This is a genomic window from Terricaulis silvestris, assembly GCF_009792355.1.
GTDB lineage: Bacteria > Pseudomonadota > Alphaproteobacteria > Caulobacterales > Aquidulcibacteraceae > Vitreimonas > Vitreimonas silvestris.
The window spans coordinates 1,978,043-1,998,401 of the sequence record NZ_CP047045.1; the positions used below are offsets into that span (position 1 = coordinate 1,978,043).

Sequence of the window (20,359 nt, forward strand, 5' to 3'; positions counted from 1 at the left end):
CGCTTTGACCACCCTGAATTCTCCCCGATGAGCGTCGTCACACGCTTCGCCCCCTCGCCCACAGGCTACCTCCATATCGGCGGTGCGCGAACGGCTCTTTTCAACTGGCTTTACGCGCGCCGAATGGGCGGCAAATACCTGATGCGGATCGAGGACACCGATCGAGCGCGCTCGACGCCGGAGGCTGTTGATGCGCTGATCGATGGCCTGAACTGGCTCGACCTCCAGCACGACGGCGAAATCACGTACCAGTTCGCACAGGCGCCACGGCATCGCGACGTGGCCGAGGCGATGGTCAAGCGCGGCGCCGCGTTCCGCTGCTACATGACGGCGGAAGAGCAGGAAGCACAGCGCAACGCGGCGCACGCCGAGGGCCGCGCCATTCGCTCTCCGTATCGCGACGGGAAAGCGCCGCCGGCGCCGGACGCGTCGTTCACAGTGCGTTTGCGCGCGCCGGATGACGGCGATGTGCTGAACGCGGATCTGATCCAGGGTGATGTGCGGATCAAGGCGCGCGATATCGACGATCTCGTCTTGCTGCGTGCCGATAGCAATCCCACCTACATGCTATCGGTCGTGGTCGACGATCACGACATGGGTGTGACCCACGTGATCCGCGGAGATGACCATTTGACCAACGCGGCCCGGCAGATCGTGATCTTCCGGGCGATGGACTGGACGCCGCCGAAGTTCGCGCATGTGCCGCTCATTCACGGCGAAGATGGTAAGAAGCTTTCCAAGCGCCACGGCGCGCAGGCCGTACACGAATGGCGCGACATGGGTTACCTGCCTGAAGCGATGAACGCATATTTGATGCGTCTGGGCTGGAGCCCGGGGCACGATGACATTTTGACGAAAGAGGACGCGGCGCCGATCTTTGACGTGACGCAAATCGGCAAGGCGCCGTCGCGGCTCGACTTCAAGAAGCTCGACTCGGTCAACGCGCACTTCATGGCGCTTACGGACGATTCGCGGTTGGCGCGGCTGGTCTTGGGTTTCATCGAACAGCGCGGTGGCGAGACTTTAGGCGGCGCGGAGCGCGTCGTTTTGGCAAACGCCATTCCGCTGCTGAAAAAGCGGGCAAAGACGATTCCGGACCTCGCCGAGCAAGCGCGTTTTGTGCTGGCGAAACGACCGCTTGCGCTTGACGAGAAGTCCCAATCGCTGCTGAAAGACGACTTCAAGCAACGCCTTCTGCGCCTGCGCGACAGGCTCGCGAACGAGCCGGCCTGGGACCATGTCTCGCTGGGCAGCGCGCTTAAGGCTTTCGCTACCGACGAAGGCGTTGGATTAGGTCAAATCGGCCCCGGTTTGCGGGCGGCGCTGACGGGCGGCACGCCTTCGCCGGACTTGGGGCAGACATTGGAATTACTCGGTCGCGAGGAAGCACTCGCGCGCATATCGGATCAGGTGTGAGACCATGGACAGCAAGATCGTCAAGAAGCCTTCGGCTACCCTCACAGTAAACAACAAGCAGCTTGAGCTGCCGGTTTATGGCGGCACGGTCGGCCCTGACGTGATCGACATCCGCAAGCTCTACTCGGACGGCAAGGTCTTCACCTACGATCCAGGCTTCACCTCCACGGCCGCGTGCGAAAGCCAGATCACTTATATCGATGGCGACGAGGGCGTGCTGCTCTATCGCGGCTATCCGATCGATCAGCTGGCCGAGAAATCGAGCTTCCTTGAAGTGTGCTACCTGCTCGCCAATGGCGAGCTGCCGAACGAAGGCGAGTTCAAGCGCTTCGAAAAAGACATCACCTACCACACCATGCTGCACGCGCAGTTCGATCGCTTCTTCGACGGCTTCCGGCGTGACGCGCACCCGATGGCGATCATGGTCGGCACGGTCGGCGCGCTGGCCGCGTTCTATCACGACAGCACCGACATCAACGATCGCAAGCAACGCACCATCGCCAGCCACCGTCTGATCGCGAAGATGCCGACGATTGCGGCGCGCGCATTTAAGTACTCGATCGGCCAGCCATTCGTGAGCCCGCGCAATGAACTCGACTATGCGTCCAACTTCCTACGGCAGTGCTTCGCAGTGCCGGCCGAGGACTACAAGATCAATCCGGTCATGGCCCGTGCGCTCGATGTCTTCATGATCCTGCACGCGGACCATGAGCAGAATGCGTCGACCTCCACGGTGCGGCTGGCGGGTTCGTCGGGCGCCAACCCGTTTGCGTGCATCTCGTCGGGTATCGCGTGTTTGTGGGGCCCGGCGCATGGCGGCGCCAACGAAGCGGCGCTGAACATGCTCGAAGAGATCGGGACGGTCGATAATATCCCGGAATTCATTCGCCGCGTGAAGGATCCGAACGACGACATTCGGCTTATGGGCTTCGGCCACCGCGTATATAAAAATTACGATCCACGCGCGACGGCGATGCAGAAGCTTTGCCACATGGTGCTGAAGGAAGTGGGCGCCGAAGACAATCCGACGCTCAAGGTGGCGATGGAGTTGGAGAAGATCGCGCTGAACGACGAGTATTTCGTGTCACGCAAGCTCTATCCGAACATCGATTTCTATTCGGGCATCACGCTCCGCGCGATGGGCTTCCCGACCTCGATGTTCACGGTGTTGTTCGCGGTCGCGCGCACTGTGGGCTGGATCGCGCAATGGACCGAGATGATGGAAGACGACAGCCAGAAGATCGGCCGTCCGCGCCAAGTCTACACTGGGCCGACGCTGCGCGCTTACGTGCCAGTGGGGCAGCGCAAGTAAGCTAGCCGCGCATCATCTTCAGCACTGCATCGGCGGCGAACTCAGACGCCGGGCGATCGCCCCTGCCCATCTTAGCGAGCGCTTCGTCTTGCGCGCGCACCTGGTCTTCGCGCGCATCCGCATCGTCGAGCAAAGGCGCGGCGGCGGCGGCGATGTTTTCCGGCGTGCATTTGGTTTGGATGAACTCGGGTGCGACTTCCTTGTCGGCGGCGACATTCATCAGCGTGGCGTATTTCGACTTGAACAGAAACGCGCGCGCGAGCGCCCACGTGATCCAGCCGAGCTTGTAGCCGATCACGAGCGGCGTGCCCTGGAGAGCGACCTCGGTTGTAACCGTGCCGGATGCCGCGAGCGCCACCGTGGCCGCGGCGAAGGCGTCTTCCTTCTCGCGCTCATCCAAAATGCGCACGGCGGCGGGCGCCTGTTCGAGCACCTGTTGGCGCACGCTGTTGGCGGCTACGACAATGATGCGGACGTCGCGGTCGCGATCTAGGAGTTCGGCAGCGGCCCAGAGCGCTGGACCAATGCGACGGATTTCGGCGGTGCGGCTGCCGGGCAGAACGAGAATGATCTTTTCGTTCGGCTTGTAGCCTTGGCGCGCGCGCAATGCTGCGCCATCGCCTGGCTTGTAGCGGCCGAGCGCTGGATGGCCGCATACTGTGCAGTCGAGGCCGTAGGGCTCGTAAAATGGCACTTCGAAATCGTGGATGCAGATCAGGTGATCGACGGCGGCGGCGAGCGTCTTGGCGCGACCCGGACGCGTCGCCCACACTTGCGGGCCGACGTATTTAACGAGCTTGATGCTCGGATCGGCGGCGCGGACGCCTTGGGCGACGCGAAGCGTGAAGCCCCAGGAGTCGATCAGCACGACGATGTCTGGTTTGGCCTTCAGGATCGCGGCGACGGTCGCCGCGACGGCGCGTTTGACGCGGGCGAAGGCCAGGAAGCCGTCGATGAAGCCTAGGATGGCGAGGCCGCTAATGTCGGCTTGGGTGGGCACGCCCTCTTCCGCCATGAGTGGGCCGCCGACGCCCGCGAGTTCAAGTGTCGGATCACGCTCCTTCAGCACGCGTGCGAGGTCGGCGCCGAGGGCGTCGCCGGACGATTCCGCTGCGACCAGAAAGATGCAGCCGCTCAAGCGTCGCCTGCTTCGGCGCAGGTGAAACCGTAGAGGAAGAGGCCGAGCCGGTCGGCCTCGGCGATCATCTCGGCGCGGCGAACTGCGAGGGCGCCGTGGGCTTCGACGGCGATGCCGGCAAGGCCAGCGCGGGCAGCGCCTTCGACGGTGCGAATGCCAACGACTGGGAGATCGATGCGCCGCTCTTGGATCGGCTTTGGGCGCTTTACGAGTGCGCCGCGGCGGTTGTCCGGCGTGCCTCGTAACGCATCCGGCAACGCGGCCACGCGGTTCAGCATTTCGTCGGTTCCTTCGGCCGCTTCCAAAGCTAGCACGTGGCCGTCGCGGACGACGACGCCTTGCGCTATGTCGAAGGCGCCGATCGCGTGCGCGACTTTAGCGCCTTTGATGATGTCCTTCATTTGCGCTGGCGTCGGTGCGATGGCACCCCAGACGCCTTCGGGCGCAAGCAGATCACCCATCACGGCTTCCGCGCCAACGACCTGGAAGCCGGCGCGTTCGTGCTCGTTGAGGATGGCGCGCAGGAGCGCATCGTCGCCCTGCGGAAGCGCGGCCATGATGGCAGGAAGCATGGCAATGGCGCCGTCGTCGAGATCCAGCTTCGAGACGTCGGGACGTGGAACTTGCCCGATTAGCACCACAGCATCGACGCCGGCTTCGCGCATCGCTTTCATCCGTCCGCCCAAATGGCCGAGACCGTTGTCAGTGCCCGGATGCGCGTTGAGTGCGGCGTCAGCATACGGGGTGATGCGGGCGACAAAATATGGACGGTTCGTTGCCGCGCAGTGTTCGGCGAGTACGACGGGCAGTTCGCCGCCGCCCGCGATGACGCCGAGCTTGCGCCAGGTCATCTCAGTCTCGCGGCATGCAGAGCGGGCGCGCGGCGTCGGCGCGGATGAAGTCGACGATCTCCATCACTTGCTGATTGCTGGCGTAAGCTTCGATGCAATCCTCGATGCGCTCCTGGAAGGTGCCTTCTTCAGCAAACAGCAAGCGATAAGCAGCGCGCAGATCGTGGATTTGTTCACGGGTGAAACCGCGGCGCTTCAGGCCGACGACGTTGAGGCCACCGAGGTGGGCGTGGTTGCCGATGGCGGAGCCAAACGGGATCAGATCGGTTGTCATCAGCGCCGATGCGCCGACGAATGAATAGCGGCCGACGCGGCCATGCTGATGCACGCCAGCGAGGCCGCCGAGGAAGGCGTAGTCGCCAACTTTGACGTGGCCGCCAATGGTGGCGGTTTGCGCCATGATGACATTGCTCCCGACGATGCAATCGTGCGCGACGTGGCAATTGCCCATGATCAAGCAATCATTACCGACAGTCGTGACCGCGCGGCCGCGCGCAGTGCCGCGGTGAAGCGTGGCGTGCTCGCGGATGACGTTGTTGTCGCCGATGACGAGCTTGGTCGGTTCGTTCTTGTAGGAGAGATCCTGCGGCGGGCAACCGAGCGCTGCGAATGGATAGACGGTGTTGTTCTTGCCGAGCTCGGTGTGGCTCTCGATGAAAACGTGGGCGATGAGCTTGGTGCCTTCGCCGAGCTTCACGTTCGGACCGATGAAGCAGCTCGGGCCGATCTCGACGCCAAGGCTGAGTTCGGCGGACTTATCGACGACCGCGGTTGGATGAATAGCGGCGTTCACGACGGACGATCCGCTTTCATGGCGGCGAATTCGCAATCGGTGGCGAGTTCGCCGCGGACTTCGACGCGGCCGCGGAACTTAAAGATGTTGCGGCGCTGGAAGAGCACCTCGACCACCATCTCCATGGTGTCGCCCGGCATCACCGGTTTCTTGAAGCGCGCGTTCTCGACCGACATGAACAGGATCAGGTGCTTGGTGATGTCGGCTTCAAGCGTCTTCGACATCAGCACGGCGCCGGTCTGCGCCAACGCTTCAATCTGCAGCACGCCCGGCATCACCGGAGCGCCGGGGAAGTGGCCGGGAAAGAACGGCTCGTTGATGGTGACGTTCTTGATGCCGCGGATCGATTTGTTGGGGATGTAGTCGATGGCGCGGTCGATCAGGAGGAACGGGTAGCGGTGCGGGAGACGGCGGAGGATTTCGCCGATCTCGATCACATCGTCCGTGGATTTTTGCTGTTCGGTCAGATCATTCGCCTTCATTGCGCGCCCCTGCCTTGCGGCTCAGCCATGCTGCTTCGCGCAGCCATTTGCGTAACGGCTTGGCGGGATATCCGCTCCACACTTCACCTGGCGGCACGTCTTGGAACACCGCCGCGCCGCCGGCAAGGGTTGCGCCCGCGCCGATCTTGCGATGGTCGGCGATGCCGACGCGGCCGCCGAGCGTGACATTGTCTCCAACCACGGTGGACCCCGAAACACCGCCGAACGCCGCCATGAGGACGCCGCGTCCGATCTGACAATTATGTGCGATGTGGCAGAGATTATCGATCTTGGTTCCTTCGCCGATCACGGTGTCGTCGAAGACGCCGCGATCGATGCAGGAATTTGCGCCGACGGTAACGCGATCCTGGACGATGACGCGCCCCAAGTGTGGAACATCGATGGGCCCGGATGCGTCGCCAGCGACGCCGAAGCCCTGCTCGCCGATCACCGCGCCGGACAGAATATTCACGTCATCGCCGATCAACGCGAAAGCGATTGAGACGCGTGGGCCGATTTTTGCGCGACGTCCGATCGTGACGCCGGGTCCGATCACGCTGTTGGGGCCGATTACGGCGCCGGCGCCGATCTGCGCGTCCGCGCCAATGACGACGCCTGCGCCAAGCTGCACGCCTTCCTCGATCTTGGCGGAAGGGTCGATGCTTGGTGCGCCGGGCGGGAAGCCGCGTGGACGCAGGAGCGCAGGCACGAGCCGCGCGAACGCGCCGCGCGGGCGATCGGTGAGAATGAGCGCGCCGGCATTCGGCGCGAGGTGCGCTTGTGCTGGCGTAATGATGCAGGCGGCAGGTGCATTGGTCAGCGCTGTCGCGCCCCGCTTGCCTTCGAAATAGCAGAGGTCTGTCAGACCGGCCTGATCAGCAGGTGCGGCGCTGGAAACCAGGCGTTCGGGGTCGCCGCCAATGTCCGCGGAAGGCGCGAGCGCCCGGACCGTCACCGGTCCGAGCGCCTGGTAGAAACGGGGGTCGATCATGCGCCGACTATGTGGCGCCGCCGCCGCCCAATGTCACCTCGATTACTGGCCCGCAGCCCCCTGCTGCATCGCCGCGCATTCGCTGATCGCGTGACGCGCGGCCGTGGACGCGCGGTTAGCGGCGTCGAGCTGTTGGAGGACCGTATCCGTCACATCGACAGCGGGATCAAACGATTGCGTGGTGCCGGAATCGATCACGACGCTGGCGCCGCGCGATTGCATCACGCCACGCACGATTGGTTGCAGCGCGTTGCGCAACTCGAGGCCGGCCAGCGCTTCCGAGCACTGGTAATCGCCTTGAAGGCCCTGCTGGCGGCGTTGGAATTGTTCGGCTCGGGTGTTGAACGCTTCGACCCGTGAATTGATGCTCGAATTGTTGCGAATCTGATCGGCCGTCATGTTGCGCGTTGCGGTCGCCAGACTTGAGCGCTCTTGTTCGATCGATTGAGCTTCCGGCGCAAGCGACTGCGCTTCCGTCTGAATTTGGCTGCGCACTTGACCGAGCTTGGCCGCCATGTCGCGGCCCATAGCGGAATCGGAAACGACACGGTTGAAATTTACGACGATAACCGACGAAGTCTGGTTTCCGCGCCGTTGCGCTGACGCGTCGGGCGTCAGGGCGATCGCAGCCGCGATAGCCGCGACCGCGCACATTGCACTCATAACACGCATATTGCTTCTTTCCCTTAGAAACGCGTCCGGGTTGAGAACCGGAACTCTTCCGTTTGATCGTACTCTTCGTTTGCCAGCGGTTGGGCGAAGTCGAACTGCACGGGGCCGAATGGCGAATCCCAGAAGACGGAAATACCAGCGGTGGCTCTGAGGCTCGCTTCATCTTCGACGATGAGCCTGTTGGGGCCGAGAATGTCGATGGTATCGACGCTACCCGGATCGAGAACGCCCAACGTACCGAAGTCCGTGAAGAGCGCTGCATCGAGACCAAATGAATCCGGCAACGGCAACGGCACATCGAGTTGGATCGTGCCGATCGCGTAGAGATTGCCGCCGAGCGAGTCACCCGCGGTCACAAGTGTGCCGTCGGCATCAGTCACCTGCAGTTGCCGCGGACCGAGACCCGCGACGTCGAACCCGCGGAACGATGCGCCGCCTTTGAAGAAGCGGTCATTGATCCGGATCTCGTCACCGCCCCAGCCGACGATGTAGCCAGCGCTGCCTCGAGCCGTGAGACGCCAACCCTGCCATGGCAGGCCGTAGTACAATCCTCCTTCAAGTTCCGTACGAAGGTAATTCACCTCACCGCCGAGACCCGCGAGGTCTTGGCTGAAGGACAGATCGAACCCTCGTGTGGCGAAAATAGGATCGTTACGGCGGTCCCAATTGACGGTGACGCCAACCACTGACGTCAGGAACACGCCTTCCTGATCGCACAGCAGCGGCGGCAGCGGATTGCTGGGGTCGCACTGCGAACTGGTGATTTCGGTGTCGTCCTGCACCAACGAGTACGTCAGGCCCAGCGAGGTCCGCTCAGCGACCGGGAAACTGAGGCGCAGACCCATCCCGGTCGATTGGTTTTCAAACGACGACTGACTGCGGAAGTTCGTGCGTAGCGAATAGAGGTCAAAGCCCGCCGCGAGTTCGCGGCCCAAGAAGCGCGGCTCGGTGAAGCGGAAGTCTACCTGCTGGCGTTGCGAACTGATCGACGCGCGCAAACGCAGGAACTGGCCGCGGCCTCGCAGGTTGCGCTCGGTGATCGAGGCGTCGAACAGGAAGTTCTCAGTCGACGAGAAACCCGCAGCGAACGCGAGTTCGCCGGTGGATTGCTCGGTGACGTTGACCTGTACCACGGAGCGATCCGGCGCCGAGCCGTCAGTGTCCTCGACGGTGACGGTTTCGAAGAATCCAAGCGAACGAACGCGTTGCTGCGAGCGATCGAGGAGAACCCGGTTGAAGGCGTCGCCTTCATTGACCCGCATCTCGCGGCGGATGACGCGATCCAACGTGCGGGTGTTACCGACGATGTCGATACGCTCGATGAAGACACGCGGGCCTTCGTTGACTTCAAACGTGATGTTGACGACGCGGTTTTCGCGGTCGCGCACGACGTTCGGCGTGATGACGACGTTGGCGTAGCCAACAGTGCCAGCGACGTACGTCATGGCGTCGATCGCCGATTCGATCAGATCGCCGCGGAACTCGGTGCCGGTGCGGATCGGCACGGCGGCCAGCAGCAGATTCTCGGACAGACGGTCCAGCGCGGTTTCGACGCTGATCGTGCCCCACTCGTAGCGGGTGCCCTCATCAACCGTGAAGGTGATGTAGAAATCCTTCTGGTCGGGCGTGAGTTCGGCAACGGCGGAGACAACGCGGAAATCGGCGTAGCCGCGGTTGCTGTAGAATTGACGCAGCTGTTCGCGGTCGTACTCGAGGCGATCGGGATCGTAATTGTCGTTGGTGTCGAAGAAATTCCACCAGCTTGACTCGGTCGTCACAATGGCGTCGCGGAGGTTGCGGTCGGAGAATTCCTCGTTGCCGATGAAGTTGATGTCGCGGACGCCGGTAACCGGGCCTTCATCGACTTCGAAGATGAGATCGACACGGTTTTGATCGAGTTCGCGGACTTGCGGGGTCACTTGCGCGGCGAAGCGGCCGGCGCGGCGATACACTTCGATGATGCGCTGCACGTCGGCTTGGGCGCGCGCCGGCGTGAACACCGAACGGGGCCGGGCTTGCACTTCTTCTTCGAGATCGTCTTCGTCGAGGGTGCGCAGGCCTTCGAAGATGACGCGGTTGATGATCGGGTTTTCGATCACGGCCACGACAAGGTCGGCGCCGCGCTGTTCGATCTGCACGTCAGCGAAGAGGCCAGTGGCGAAGAGTGTCTTGAGCGAAAGGTCGATGCGCTCGGGATCGAACGTGTCGCCGGGGCGGACCAGCAGGTAGGACGAGATTGTCGCCGGCTCGATCCGCTGGTTGCCTTCCACGACGATGCGGCGGATGGCGACGCCACCCGGCTGCGCCGCCTGCGGCGATGCACTTTGTCCTTCTTGCGCGTGCGCGTCCGTCGCTGTCGCCAGCAACGCCCCCGTACCGGCGCCGACCGTGGCGACAGCGCTTACCGCGCTCACCACGACATCCCGCAGAACCCGCTTCATCAAGCCCTCGTCCCGGCGCTCCCCAGCGCCGTTTTTTTAAGACCCCATCCAGCCTGGAAAGACAAGGACGGGACGCTGTTCACCCTGCTCCTGGGAGGAGTCGTGTGATGTCATTCCACGTCGCAAACAGAAACAAACTCGCCATCACGGCGAATCCGGCGCGATAGGCCCATTCTTGCGCCGCCGCCGGAATAGGCTTGCCGCCACGCAAGGCTTCGATTGCGTAGAAAAGAAGGTGGCCGCCATCCAGGATTGGAATCGGCAATAGGTTCACGAAACCCACCGCCACAGAAAGCACCGCCGCGAGATTAAGCAGCGCCAGGCCGAGGCGCTGGAGCTTTTCGGGCCAGCCAATTTCGTCGCCACCAAGTGCGCCCTCTGCAACCTGGCCCGACACATTGATGATGCCGAGCGGGCCCGCGATCTGATCGCCTGACTCACGGCCGGAGAATATGGCGCCGATATACGCGCCGGTCTGCGCAACGATGCCCCAGGTGTCCTTGGCGCCCCACACCAGTGAGTCGACCAAGCCGTAGCGCTGATAGACACGCTCTTCATCGAGCACGAGCGGACCTGTGACGCCCAGCATGCCTCGGCCGGCGCGCGGCAGGCCTTCACCGCCAGGCGACGGACGCGGGGTGACCGTGATCGGCGTCAATTGGCCATTGCGCTCGACCTGCAAAGCAAGCTGCTGATTGGCGGAGCGCCCGATCACCGACTGCAGCGCCATGAAATTGGTGATCTCTTCGCCGTTGGCGCTGCGCACGATATCGCCGGCCTGCAAGCCGCCGACGCCGGCGGCGCTATCGGCCTGTATTTCCGCGAGACGCGCCGGCACTGGCGACGTGCGCCCGATGATCAGCGTGAGCGCGGCAAAAGCGAGAATGGAGAAGATGAAATTCGTAATCGGGCCAGCAGCGACCACCATCGCGCGCGATGACAGCGGCTGCGCGTGGAAGAGGCCTTTGCGGCGCGCTTCGGCCATCGCAGCCGGATCTTCGATCTTTTCGCGCGGGCCTGTCGACATCGCGTCGGCGTCGTCGGTGAACTTCACATAGCCGCCGAGCGGCAGCGCGCCGACTTTCCACTCAACGCCCTGCTTGTCGCGCCAGCCGAGCAGTGTTTTGCCGAAGCCAATCGAGAAGGTGTCGATCGCGACTTTGCACCAGCGCGCGACCTGGAAGTGACCGAACTCGTGCACGAACACGACTACACTGAGGACAACGACGAACGACGCCGCGTACAAGAGTATTCCTTGGATGCCCTGCAGCACGTCCGGCATTCGTCCGCTTCCTTCCCGCGCCTGTAATGTTCTTGGAGCGCCGCCAGCCTTTAGGCTGCCGCCAGACTTCCCGCAATCCGTTGCGCCACGCGACGCGCGGCCTGATCCACCGCGGCCACATCATCGAAGGATGAAGGCGTTTTTGCGATAAGTCCTGCTTCGGTCCCCTCCAGAGCAGCCAGAGCGTCCTCGACTATGCGGCAAATGTCGAGGAAGCGGATTCGGCTCTCCAGAAAGGCTTGCACAGCGATCTCGTTCGCCGCACTGAGCGCCGTGGTGGCGGCCGCGCCGGTTCCCAGGGCCGTCCGGCAAAGCGCCAAAGCCGGGAAGCGAGCGTGATCCGGGGCCTCAAAGGTCAGCCGCCCCAAAGACGCGAGATCGAGGCGCGCAGTGGATACCGCCGCGCGATCCGGCCAGGCCAGCGTCGAGGCGATCGGAATGCGCATGTCCGGGGTGGCGAGCTGGGCCAGGACCGAGCCGTCCACATAATGGACGAAACTGTGCACCGTGCTCTCGGGATGGACGATGACGTCGATCTTTTCCGGTGAAAAACCAAAGAGATATGACGCTTCGATCAACTCCAGTCCCTTGTTCATCAGGGTGGCGCTATCGACGGAGATCTTGCGGCCCATGCTCCAGCGAGGGTGGGCGCAAGCCTCGGCCGGTGTGGCGCGGGCCATGGTTTCGCGGCTCGCCGTGCGGAATGGGCCACCAGACGCCGTAAGCGTCAGTTTTTCCACACGATCCGGGTGCGTGAGCACCTGGAAGATGGCGTTGTGCTCGGAATCCACAGGCAGCAACGTCGCGCCGTGGGCCTTGGCGGCATCGATAAAGAGCGGCCCGGCGCTGACGAGGCACTCCTTGTTCGCCAGTGCAACAAGCGCCCCCCTGCGCACGGCAGCCATGGTCGGGGTGAGGCCAGCCGCACCGACGATCGCAGACATAACCCAGGCCGCGGGCCGCGCGCCGGCCTCTTCGAGAGCCGCAGGCCCTGCCCCGACATCGACGTTGAGCCCGGCCAACGCTTCGCGGGCGGCGCCGAGTAGGCTTGGATCGGAAACTGCAGCGAAACGTGGTTTGACGCGGCGACAGGCGTCGGCGAGCGCCGCAATGTTTTGACCGGCAGTGATGGCTTCGACCGGGATGTCAGCGCCCTGCCCGCGCAGTTCTTCGATCACGGCGAGCGTCGATTGGCCGACTGAGCCAGTGACGCCGAGGATCGAGACACTGCGGCCGTGGTGCGTCATAGGCCGGTTCCGAACAGCAGTGTTGTTGCGCGCGGCCCGAAGGCGAGTGCTGCGCCCACAAGCAGCGTGGCGGCCATGAGGCTGTCGATGCGATCGAGCACGCCGCCGTGGCCGGGAATAAGTTTGGACGCGTCTTTCACGCCGAACCGCCGCTTCAGGAATGACTCGAACAAGTCGCCCGCCAATCCAGTGACAGCGATCAGCGCGCCGATGGCCAACCATGCCACACGGAGTTCGGGGTCGGCGTGAAACAGAACGCCGCAGCCATAGCCGGCGAGCGAACCGGCAAGTGTTCCAGTGGCGAGGCCCGACCAGGTTTTCTTCGGCGAAAGTCCCTCGGCCACTTTCAGGCCGCCGATAATCTTGCCGCCGAAATACGCGAAGATGTCCGCAGACCAGATAATGGCGAAAAGCGCAAGGATCGTTTCCAGACCTTCAGGGCCGCGGTCGCGCAGCCACACGAAGAGTGCTGCGGGCAGACCGATATAGATCGCGCCGCCCGCGGTTTCGATGAACCCGCGCGCTGAGCGGCGGCGCAACGCTGAAGCGATGGCGCAGGCGACAAGCCAGGCAAAGCCGTAGTTCAGGAACTGCCAACTCGAAAACATCACTGCGCCAAGCGAACCCGCGAGCGCGAACATGAAGGCGGGCCGGATGTTATCGGGCTCGCTCATGCGCGCCCATTCGTAACTCATGGCGACTACGGCTGCGCCGCAAGCGCCCGCAAGCAAGGGACCGCCGAACCACGCGGCGGTGACACCGGCGATAGCGAGGATAAGCCCGGACGCGATGCGCGGGCCCAGGTCGGACCAGTCGGTGCGCTCGCGGCGAACGGGCGCGACTTGGTCAGACGGGCTCAGGCTCTGATCCCCCGAACCGGCGGTCGCGCCGGTGAAATTGACCGATCGCCGCTTCGAGTGCGGCTTTGTTGAAGTCGGGCCAGAGCACGTCAACGAACACGAGTTCGGTATAGGCCGCTTGCCAGAGCATGAAGTTGGAGAGCCGCGTTTCGCCGGAGGTGCGGATCAGCATGTCCGGCGCGGGCATGTCGGCGGTGTCGAGATAGCTCTCGAAGCGAGCGTGATCGACATCGGCGGGCGCGAGCTTTCCGGCGGCTACGTCCTCGGCCAAACGGCGCGCGGCGCGCGCGATTTCATCTTGACCGCCATAGTTGAAGGCGATGGTGAGATTGAGCTTGTCGTTGTGGCGCGTTTTGGCTTCGGCATTTTCGATGATGGCTGCGATGTCGGATTGCAAGCCATTGCGTTCGCCGATGACGCGGACACGAACGCCCTCGCGCGCGAGCTTGTCGAGATCGCGCGCCACGTAGAGGCGCAGCAGATCGAATAGCGCGTTCACTTCTTCGACCGGGCGGCGCCAGTTCTCCGTCGAGAAGCCGAACACGGTGAGATAACGCACGCCGAGGTCGCCCGCAGCTTCCACTGTGCGGCGCAAGGCTTCGACGCCTTCGCTGTGGCCGAACGTGCGCGGGCGCGAGCGCTGTTTGGCCCAGCGGCCGTTGCCGTCCATGATGATGGCGATGTGAGCGGGCGGGGACGCCTGCGCGGAATCGGGAGATGGCTGCGCCATCAATGACATGCAGGCCTAGACCTGCATGATCTCCTGCTCTTTGTGACGGAACTCGTCGTCGATCTTCTTGATGTGATCGTCAGTGGCCTTCTGCACCTCGGCGCCGTGCTTCTTGTGCTCGTCTTCGCTGATGCCGTGGTCTTTCTCGAGCTTCTTCAAATGCTCCATCGCGTCACGGCGAATGTTGCGGACGGCGATGCGTTGTTGCTCGGCGTACTTCCCGGCGATCTTAGCCAACTCGGTGCGGCGTTCGCCGGTGAGCGGCGGGATCGGAATGCGGAGCGTCTGGCCATCGACGATGGGGTTCAAACCCAGATTGGCCGAGCGGATCGCTTTATCGACGGCGGAGACGACCCCTTTGTCCCAGACGTTGACCGAGATCATCCGCGCTTCTGGAACGCTGACGCTGGCGACGGAGGTCAGCGGCGACGATGCACCATAGGCATCGACCATGATCGGATCGAGCAAGGACGCCGAGGCGCGGCCGGTGCGGAGGCCGCCGAACTCGTGCTGGAGCGCGGTGATCGCGCCGTCCATACGCTTGTTGTAGTCGTCGAGCTTGAAAGGCGGCGAGGCTGCCATGGGCTGTCCCTTAGTCCGTAATGGTGGTGCAGATGCCGCGGCCGGCGAGCACATCGGCAAGGCCGCCGCGTTTTTCGATTGAGAACACCACAATCGGGATGCCGTTGTCGCGCATCAGGCTGATAGCGGAGGCATCCATGACGCGGAGATCACGCGCCAACACTTCGTGGTAACTGAGCTTGTCGTAGCGCGTCGCGGTTTTGTCCTTCTTCGGATCGGCGCTGTAGACGCCATCGACTTGCGTGCCTTTGAGCAGCGCGTCGCAACCCATCTCGGCGGCGCGGAGCGCTGCGGCGGTGTCGGTGGTGAAAAACGGATTGCCGGTGCCGGCGGCGAAGATGACGATGCGGCCCTTCTCCATATGACGCATGGCGCGGCGGCGGATGTAGGGCTCGCAGACAGTCACCATCGGAATGGCCGAGAGCACGCGCGCGTAGCCGCCCAGACCTTCAATCGCATTCTGCATCGCAAGCGCGTTCATCACGGTCGCGAGCATGCCCATGTAGTCGGCGCTGGCGCGCTCCATGCCTTTGGCGGCGCCGGCCATACCCCGGAAGATATTGCCACCACCGATGACGAGGCAAATCTCGGCGCCGGCTTTGCGCGCGTCCAAGACCTCTTGGGCCATGCGCTCGCAGGTCGCCTGGTCGATGCCGTATTGGCCGTCGCCCATCAGCGCTTCGCCTGAGATTTTCAGCAGGACGCGCTTGTAGCGCAGCGCGGGGTTCGGCTGGGGCATTTCGGCAAGGCTCATGAAGAGGACTCTATAGACCAAGCCGGACTGGCAAGTCAGCCGTGTCCTGCGCTTGTTCCCGAAAGAAAAAGGCGCGGACCTCACGGCCCGCGCCTTTCGCTTTGGCAGTGTTACCTGCCGCTTAGCTTTTGCCGGTCATCGACGCCACTTCGGCGGCGAAATCATCGGTGCGCTTCTCAACGCCCTCGCCCACCGCGAAGCGGACGAAGCCCTTGATCGCGATCGGCGCGCCGGCGGCCTTCGAAGCTTCGGCAAGCGCCGCTTCGACGGTCTGATCCGGGTTCAGAACGAAGGCCTGCTTGGTCAGCACGGATTCCTCGAAGAACTTGCGCATCTTGCCTTCGAGCATCTTGTCCAACACCTGCTGCGGCTTGCCGACCGCTTTGGGGTCTTCTTTGATGGTCTCGGCGATGACGGCCTTCTCGCGCTCAATGCGATCGGCCGGGATTTCGCCTTCGCTCAGCGCCAACGGATTGGCCGAGGCGATGTGCATGGCGACCTTCTTGCCGAAGGAATCCAACGCGACTTTGTCACCGGTGGATTCCAGCGCCACCAGGACCGCGATGCGGCCGAGATTGTCAGACCCGTCCACCTTGGCGTGGACATAGTTGGAAATGACGCCGTTGCTGACGGCGAGCTTGGCCGAACGACGCAGCGTGATGTTCTCACCGATGGTGGCGATGAGTTGCGTCACCGCATCCGACACCTTGGCGCCGGCATGCGAGGCGTCGAGCAGCGCGGCGTGATCGCCCGCGGTCAGAGCAAGCTTGGCAAACGCGCTAGCCGACTTTTGGAAGTCGGCATTGCGGGCGACGAAGTCGGTCTCGGAATTGAGTTCGACGACGGCGCCTTCCTTGTCGGCGATCGCGACAGCCACGATGCCTTCAGCGGCGGCGCGGTCGGCCTTCTTGGCCGCTTTCGACAAGCCCTTGGCGCGCAGCCAATCGACGGACGCTTCCAGGTCGCCGTTGTTCTCGGCGAGCGCCTTCTTGCAGTCCATCATGCCAACGCCAGTCTTTTCGCGCAGGTCTTTGACCAGCGCAGCGGTGATTTCCGCCATTTCTCTACTCCTGATACGCCTGCGCGCTTGGTTAGCCGCAAAGCGCGCGTCTGATTGGGTTCGCTTAGTAGTTCGCGCCAGAGGGGCCATCCATTGGGCTTTCTGCCGGCACATGTGGGCGTTCTTCTCGCACCGCGGGTTCCACCGGAGGACGGGCCGACGCGCCAATATCGGCGCCACCACGCACCTGGCTCTCGGTCAAGCCATCGAGCACGGCGTCGGCGATCAGATCGCAATAGAGCTGGATCGCGCGCGCGGCGTCGTCGTTGCCTGGGATCGGGAACGTGACTTCGTCCGGATCGCAATTCGAGTCGACGATGGCGACAACCGGGATGCTGAGCTTGCGGGCTTCCTGGATGGCGATGGCTTCCTTGTTGGTGTCGATCACGAACATCAGGTCCGGAACGCCGCCCATTTGCGAGATGCCGCCGAGCGAGCGGTCGAGTTTGTCGCGTTCACGGGTGCGGTCGAGCACTTCGCGCTTGGTGAGGCCGACAGCGCCACCGGCGGCGATCGTCTCGAGCTCACGAAGACGCGCGATCGACTTTGAAACCGTTTGCCAATTGGTCAGCGTGCCGCCGAGCCAGCGCGAGTTCACGTAATACTGCGCGCAACGCTGAGCCGACGCTTTGATCTGCTCAGAGGCCTGGCGCTTGGTGCCGACGAACAGCACGCGGCCACCCTTCGCGGCGACTTCGCGCACCTTGAGCAGCGCTTGGTGCAGCAACGGCACCGTCTGCGACAGGTCGATGATGTGGATGTTGGACTTCTGACCGAAAATGTATCGGTCCATTTTCGGGTTCCAGCGGTGGGTCTGGTGTCCGAAGTGCGCGCCAGCTTCCAAGAGCTGACGCATGCTGAATTCAGGCAGCGCCATAGGTTCGTTCCTTTTCCGGTTTGCCGCCACGGGAAAGACCCTGGTTCCACCCTTTTTCCGGGAGAAACTTCGGGACCGGATGGAGGAAACGGCCGCTTTCAGACCGCCCCGCCGCTCCCGCGTGCGAAGTGAGGCGCGGATATAGGGGATTGGGCCTGAGGGAGCAAGGCGAAGCCCTGGCATGGCCGCCATCCCTCCGGGCGGGCCAGAAACGCCACGCCTGCGCCGTCCGGCCTAGCGCCGCACCGGGTTGTAGCGGTCGCGGAGGCGGGTTTGGCGGGAGACGAGCGGCTGCTCGACGCCTTCGATGAAGACCGCCGTCGGCGCGCTTTGCACTTCCAACGGGTCGCCGTCCCAGATTACCACGTCGGCCAGATAATTGCTCTCGAGGCGGCCGATGTTCCCCGCGCCGAAGATCTCTGCGGGCGTTCGCGAGATCGCCGCGAAGGCGGCGTCCCACGGCAGACCGTTGGCGACGGCGTTGCCGGCGAGTTGCAACACTAGGCGCGGTTGCTGCGCGTCGCCCGCGCTTGGCGCGATGGCGATCTCAACGCCGGCGGCGTGCAGCAGCGCGGCGTTGTCGAGCCGCGCGGACAGCTGTTCGAAACTCGAGGGCAGGTTGGTGAGCACGTTATCGAGGATCACCGGCATGCGCGCCGCGGCAAGTTCATCAGCGACTTGCCAAGCTTCGCCGCCACCTTGGATGGCGATGCGCAGGCCGGGGTTCCCGCGCTTGAAGCGCAACAGGCGACGAATGTCCGCCGCGCTCTCGACATGTACGAGCAACAACCCCTGCCCGCGCGCGAATGGCGCAAGCGCCGCGGCGTCGATCTCATTCAGCACCGCGCCGCCTTGGCCGCTGCGGTAGCGGTTCGGGTACTCGCGTGCGTCCTGAAGCGCGGCTTCGAAGGCGGGCCACACGGCGGCGCGGGAGCTCCCGGTACGCGTGGCGCCAGTTTCGCCGAGTTCGACGACCATAAAGGCGCGTTGCTGGAAGACGCTGTCGGGATCGCCGCTGAGCGACACCAGCGCGCCGCGACCGCCGAACATGGTGGCTGTCTCGGATGGCGCGATGGCGGCGCGGGTGACGCCTTCCATGCGGGTGATTGCGATGGCGGTGACGTCGGGGTTGAAGGCGCGGCCGGCGTCGGCGGCGGCGGCGATCAGGTCGCCCTCCACGCTGGCGTCATCCGGTGCGCCTGAACCGTTGATCTCCGACAGGCCGAGCGAACTCATGGCGGCGAAGGCGCCAGGCGTCACGAAGCGGCCCTGCGCTTCGACGATGCGCGCGCCGCGTGGCCCACCGATGTTTTCACCAACAGCGGAGATGCGGCCATCGACGATGAGCACGTCGCCATTTTCGATCGTCCCGGCCGCGCCGTTAGTGACGACGCGGCCGTCGCGGATCAGCACGGTTTCAGCGGCGGCCGGCGTTGCGATTATCGCGGCGAACAGGAGTGCGGAGAGCAGTCTCATTGGGTGGGCTCCCGATAGGTTTGGCCAAGTTCGAAGTCGGATCTGTGATCCTGGCCTCCACCGCGTTCGTACATCAACGCGCCGTCGATATAGACCTGCTGCGCTACCGCGTAGCTCGACAGCGGATCGGCGGACCAGACTACGACATCAGCGCGGCGGCCCTCTTGCAGCGTGCCGGTTTCGTCTTCAACGCCGAGCGCGCGGGCGGGATTGCGTGAAAGCCAAGTCCAGACTTCGCCACGGCTGATCTCGACGCCGGCGCGACGCCCATCGGCCCACGCTTTCGCGGCCTCCTGGTTCAAGCGTTGACCGCCGATGTCGCTGTCGGAGTGAACAATGGCGCAGGCGCCAGCGGCGTGCACAAACGGGATGTTCTCGCGGATGCCGTCATAAGCTTCGATCTTAAAGCCCCACCAATCGGCCCACATCGCCGAGCAGATGTTCTCGCGCGCGAGCATCGGACCAATTTTATAGGCCTCAACGGCGTGGTGGAAGGCGGCGATTTGGAAGTCAAACTCGTGGGCAATCTCGATGGCATTGGCCATTTCGTCGGCGCGGTAGCAGTGCCATTGCAGCAGGATTTCGCCGCTTAATACGCCCGCAAGCGTTTCCAGCTGCAGATCACGATCCGGCGCTTCACCGTCGCCGTTCTCGGCGGCTTCAAGCTGTTCGGCGTAGTGCTGGGCGCGGATAAAGGCGGCGCGATAGCCGGCAACCGTTCCCATGCCGGTCGCGGGCGATGAATTGCGTTCGCCATAGACGCGCGCGGGGTTTTCGCCGCAGGCCATTTTCAAGCTTTGCGGCGCGTCAGGAAATTTCATCTCTTGCACGGTGATGGCGCCGAGTACGGGCCGCAGCGTGACGCCGCGGCCGCCGAACAAGTTCGCTGAGCCCGGCAGGATATGGAGCGTGGTGACCCCGCCCGCGACAGCGCGGCCAAAGCCGGGGTCTTGCGGCCAGACGGAATGCTCGGCCCAGACTTCCGCGGTGTTGGGGCTGGTGGCCTCGTTGCCGTCGGCGGTCGCATCAATGCCGGGCGATGGATAGACGCCGAGGTGCGAGTGCGCATCTATGATGCCGGGCGTGACGAAGCGGCCGGTTGCGTCGATCACAGTGGCGCCGGCCGCGTCGATGTTCTGCCCGACGGCGACGATGCGACCATCGCGCATCAGGACGTCGGCGTTGGCGAACTCACCGCCATTGCCGTCGAGCACTGTGGCGTTGCGAAGGAGCGTCGGCTGAGACGGGCGCGGCGTGTAGCTTGAAGCGTAGGGCTCGCGCGCTGTGGTCTCGGTGTCGGTGGCAGCAGGCGTGGTGGCGCACGCCGCCAGGCACAGTCCCGCGCCAAGCGCGATCAGCAGACGATTTCTCATGTCCCCTCCGTCACGAGCATTT

At 63.7% G+C, this 20,359-nt stretch carries 19 protein-coding genes; 2 read left to right on the top strand and 17 right to left on the bottom strand.

All coding sequences use genetic code 11. The features are described from left to right. Positions 1-27 precede the first annotated feature (27 nt). Both gltX and gltA read left to right on the top strand, forming a co-directional pair. On the top strand, positions 28-1,416 hold the full coding sequence (gene gltX, locus DSM104635_RS10095) for a glutamate--tRNA ligase (protein ID WP_158766079.1): 1,389 nt from the start codon (positions 28-30) through the stop codon (positions 1,414-1,416). 4 nt (positions 1,417-1,420) lie between these two features. Then, on the top strand, positions 1,421-2,728 hold the full coding sequence (gltA, locus tag DSM104635_RS10100) for a citrate synthase (protein WP_158766080.1): 1,308 nt from the start codon (positions 1,421-1,423) through the stop codon (positions 2,726-2,728). 1 nt (position 2,729) lies between these two features. Here the strand turns inward: gltA and lpxB are convergent, their stop codons facing one another. The 17 genes from lpxB to DSM104635_RS10185 all read right to left on the bottom strand — a co-directional run bounded on the left by lpxB (position 2,730) and on the right by DSM104635_RS10185 (position 20,337). Continuing rightward, on the bottom strand, positions 2,730-3,866 hold the full coding sequence (lpxB, locus tag DSM104635_RS10105) for a lipid-A-disaccharide synthase (RefSeq protein ID WP_158766081.1): 1,137 nt from the start codon (positions 3,864-3,866) through the stop codon (positions 2,730-2,732). Then, on the bottom strand, positions 3,863-4,717 hold the full coding sequence (locus DSM104635_RS10110; protein WP_158766082.1) for an LpxI family protein: 855 nt from the start codon (positions 4,715-4,717) through the stop codon (positions 3,863-3,865). The genes lpxB and DSM104635_RS10110 overlap by 4 nt, the downstream gene beginning before the upstream one ends. Before the next feature lies 1 nt (position 4,718). Continuing rightward, positions 4,719-5,510: an acyl-ACP--UDP-N-acetylglucosamine O-acyltransferase gene (lpxA, locus tag DSM104635_RS10115; RefSeq protein WP_158766083.1), complete on the bottom strand. Its 792-nt coding sequence runs from the start codon at positions 5,508-5,510 to the stop codon at positions 4,719-4,721. Next, positions 5,507-5,992: a 3-hydroxyacyl-ACP dehydratase FabZ gene (gene fabZ, locus DSM104635_RS10120; RefSeq protein WP_158766084.1), complete on the bottom strand. Its 486-nt coding sequence runs from the start codon at positions 5,990-5,992 to the stop codon at positions 5,507-5,509. The genes lpxA and fabZ overlap by 4 nt, the downstream gene beginning before the upstream one ends. Then, positions 5,979-6,983, bottom strand: a complete 1,005-nt coding sequence (gene lpxD, locus DSM104635_RS10125) for a UDP-3-O-(3-hydroxymyristoyl)glucosamine N-acyltransferase (RefSeq protein WP_158766085.1) — start codon at positions 6,981-6,983, stop codon at positions 5,979-5,981. The genes fabZ and lpxD overlap by 14 nt, the downstream gene beginning before the upstream one ends. Before the next feature lie 42 nt (positions 6,984-7,025). Further along, on the bottom strand, positions 7,026-7,655 hold the full coding sequence (locus DSM104635_RS10130; protein WP_158766086.1) for an OmpH/Skp family outer membrane protein: 630 nt from the start codon (positions 7,653-7,655) through the stop codon (positions 7,026-7,028). Positions 7,656-7,669: 14 nt separating this feature from the next. Continuing rightward, on the bottom strand, positions 7,670-10,096 hold the full coding sequence (gene bamA, locus DSM104635_RS10135) for an outer membrane protein assembly factor BamA (RefSeq protein WP_158766087.1): 2,427 nt from the start codon (positions 10,094-10,096) through the stop codon (positions 7,670-7,672). Between the two features lie 79 nt (positions 10,097-10,175). After that, positions 10,176-11,378: a M50 family metallopeptidase gene (locus DSM104635_RS10140; protein WP_158766088.1), complete on the bottom strand. Its 1,203-nt coding sequence runs from the start codon at positions 11,376-11,378 to the stop codon at positions 10,176-10,178. A 50-nt stretch (positions 11,379-11,428) separates the two neighbouring features. Beyond that, positions 11,429-12,625 carry a 1-deoxy-D-xylulose-5-phosphate reductoisomerase gene (dxr, locus tag DSM104635_RS10145; RefSeq protein WP_158766089.1) on the bottom strand — a complete coding sequence of 399 codons (1,197 nt, stop codon included), beginning with the start codon at positions 12,623-12,625 and terminating at the stop codon, positions 11,429-11,431. After that, positions 12,622-13,578 carry a phosphatidate cytidylyltransferase gene (locus DSM104635_RS10150; protein WP_158766090.1) on the bottom strand — a complete coding sequence of 319 codons (957 nt, stop codon included), beginning with the start codon at positions 13,576-13,578 and terminating at the stop codon, positions 12,622-12,624. The genes dxr and DSM104635_RS10150 overlap by 4 nt, the downstream gene beginning before the upstream one ends. Continuing rightward, positions 13,472-14,224 (bottom strand): isoprenyl transferase, encoded by a 753-nt coding sequence (locus tag DSM104635_RS10155; RefSeq protein WP_158766091.1) that lies wholly within the window; start codon positions 14,222-14,224, stop codon positions 13,472-13,474. The genes DSM104635_RS10150 and DSM104635_RS10155 overlap by 107 nt, the downstream gene beginning before the upstream one ends. Before the next feature lie 6 nt (positions 14,225-14,230). Continuing rightward, positions 14,231-14,797 (bottom strand): ribosome recycling factor, encoded by a 567-nt coding sequence (frr, locus tag DSM104635_RS10160; protein ID WP_158766092.1) that lies wholly within the window; start codon positions 14,795-14,797, stop codon positions 14,231-14,233. Between the two features lie 10 nt (positions 14,798-14,807). Then, the gene (gene pyrH / locus DSM104635_RS10165; protein WP_407703482.1) at positions 14,808-15,551 is read right to left on the bottom strand and encodes a UMP kinase; all 744 of its coding nucleotides are present in this window, start codon (positions 15,549-15,551) and stop codon (positions 14,808-14,810) included. 121 nt (positions 15,552-15,672) lie between these two features. Further along, a complete protein-coding gene (tsf, locus tag DSM104635_RS10170) occupies positions 15,673-16,611 on the bottom strand; it encodes a translation elongation factor Ts (protein ID WP_158766093.1) in 939 nt (312 codons plus the stop codon). 64 nt (positions 16,612-16,675) lie between these two features. Further along, positions 16,676-17,488 carry a 30S ribosomal protein S2 gene (gene rpsB / locus DSM104635_RS10175; RefSeq protein ID WP_158766094.1) on the bottom strand — a complete coding sequence of 271 codons (813 nt, stop codon included), beginning with the start codon at positions 17,486-17,488 and terminating at the stop codon, positions 16,676-16,678. Between the two features lie 234 nt (positions 17,489-17,722). Further along, positions 17,723-18,964, bottom strand: coding sequence for an amidohydrolase family protein (locus DSM104635_RS10180; RefSeq protein ID WP_158766095.1), 1,242 nt, complete (start codon positions 18,962-18,964; stop codon positions 17,723-17,725). Next, positions 18,961-20,337 carry an amidohydrolase gene (locus DSM104635_RS10185; RefSeq protein ID WP_158766096.1) on the bottom strand — a complete coding sequence of 459 codons (1,377 nt, stop codon included), beginning with the start codon at positions 20,335-20,337 and terminating at the stop codon, positions 18,961-18,963. The genes DSM104635_RS10180 and DSM104635_RS10185 overlap by 4 nt, the downstream gene beginning before the upstream one ends. Positions 20,338-20,359 lie beyond the last annotated feature (22 nt).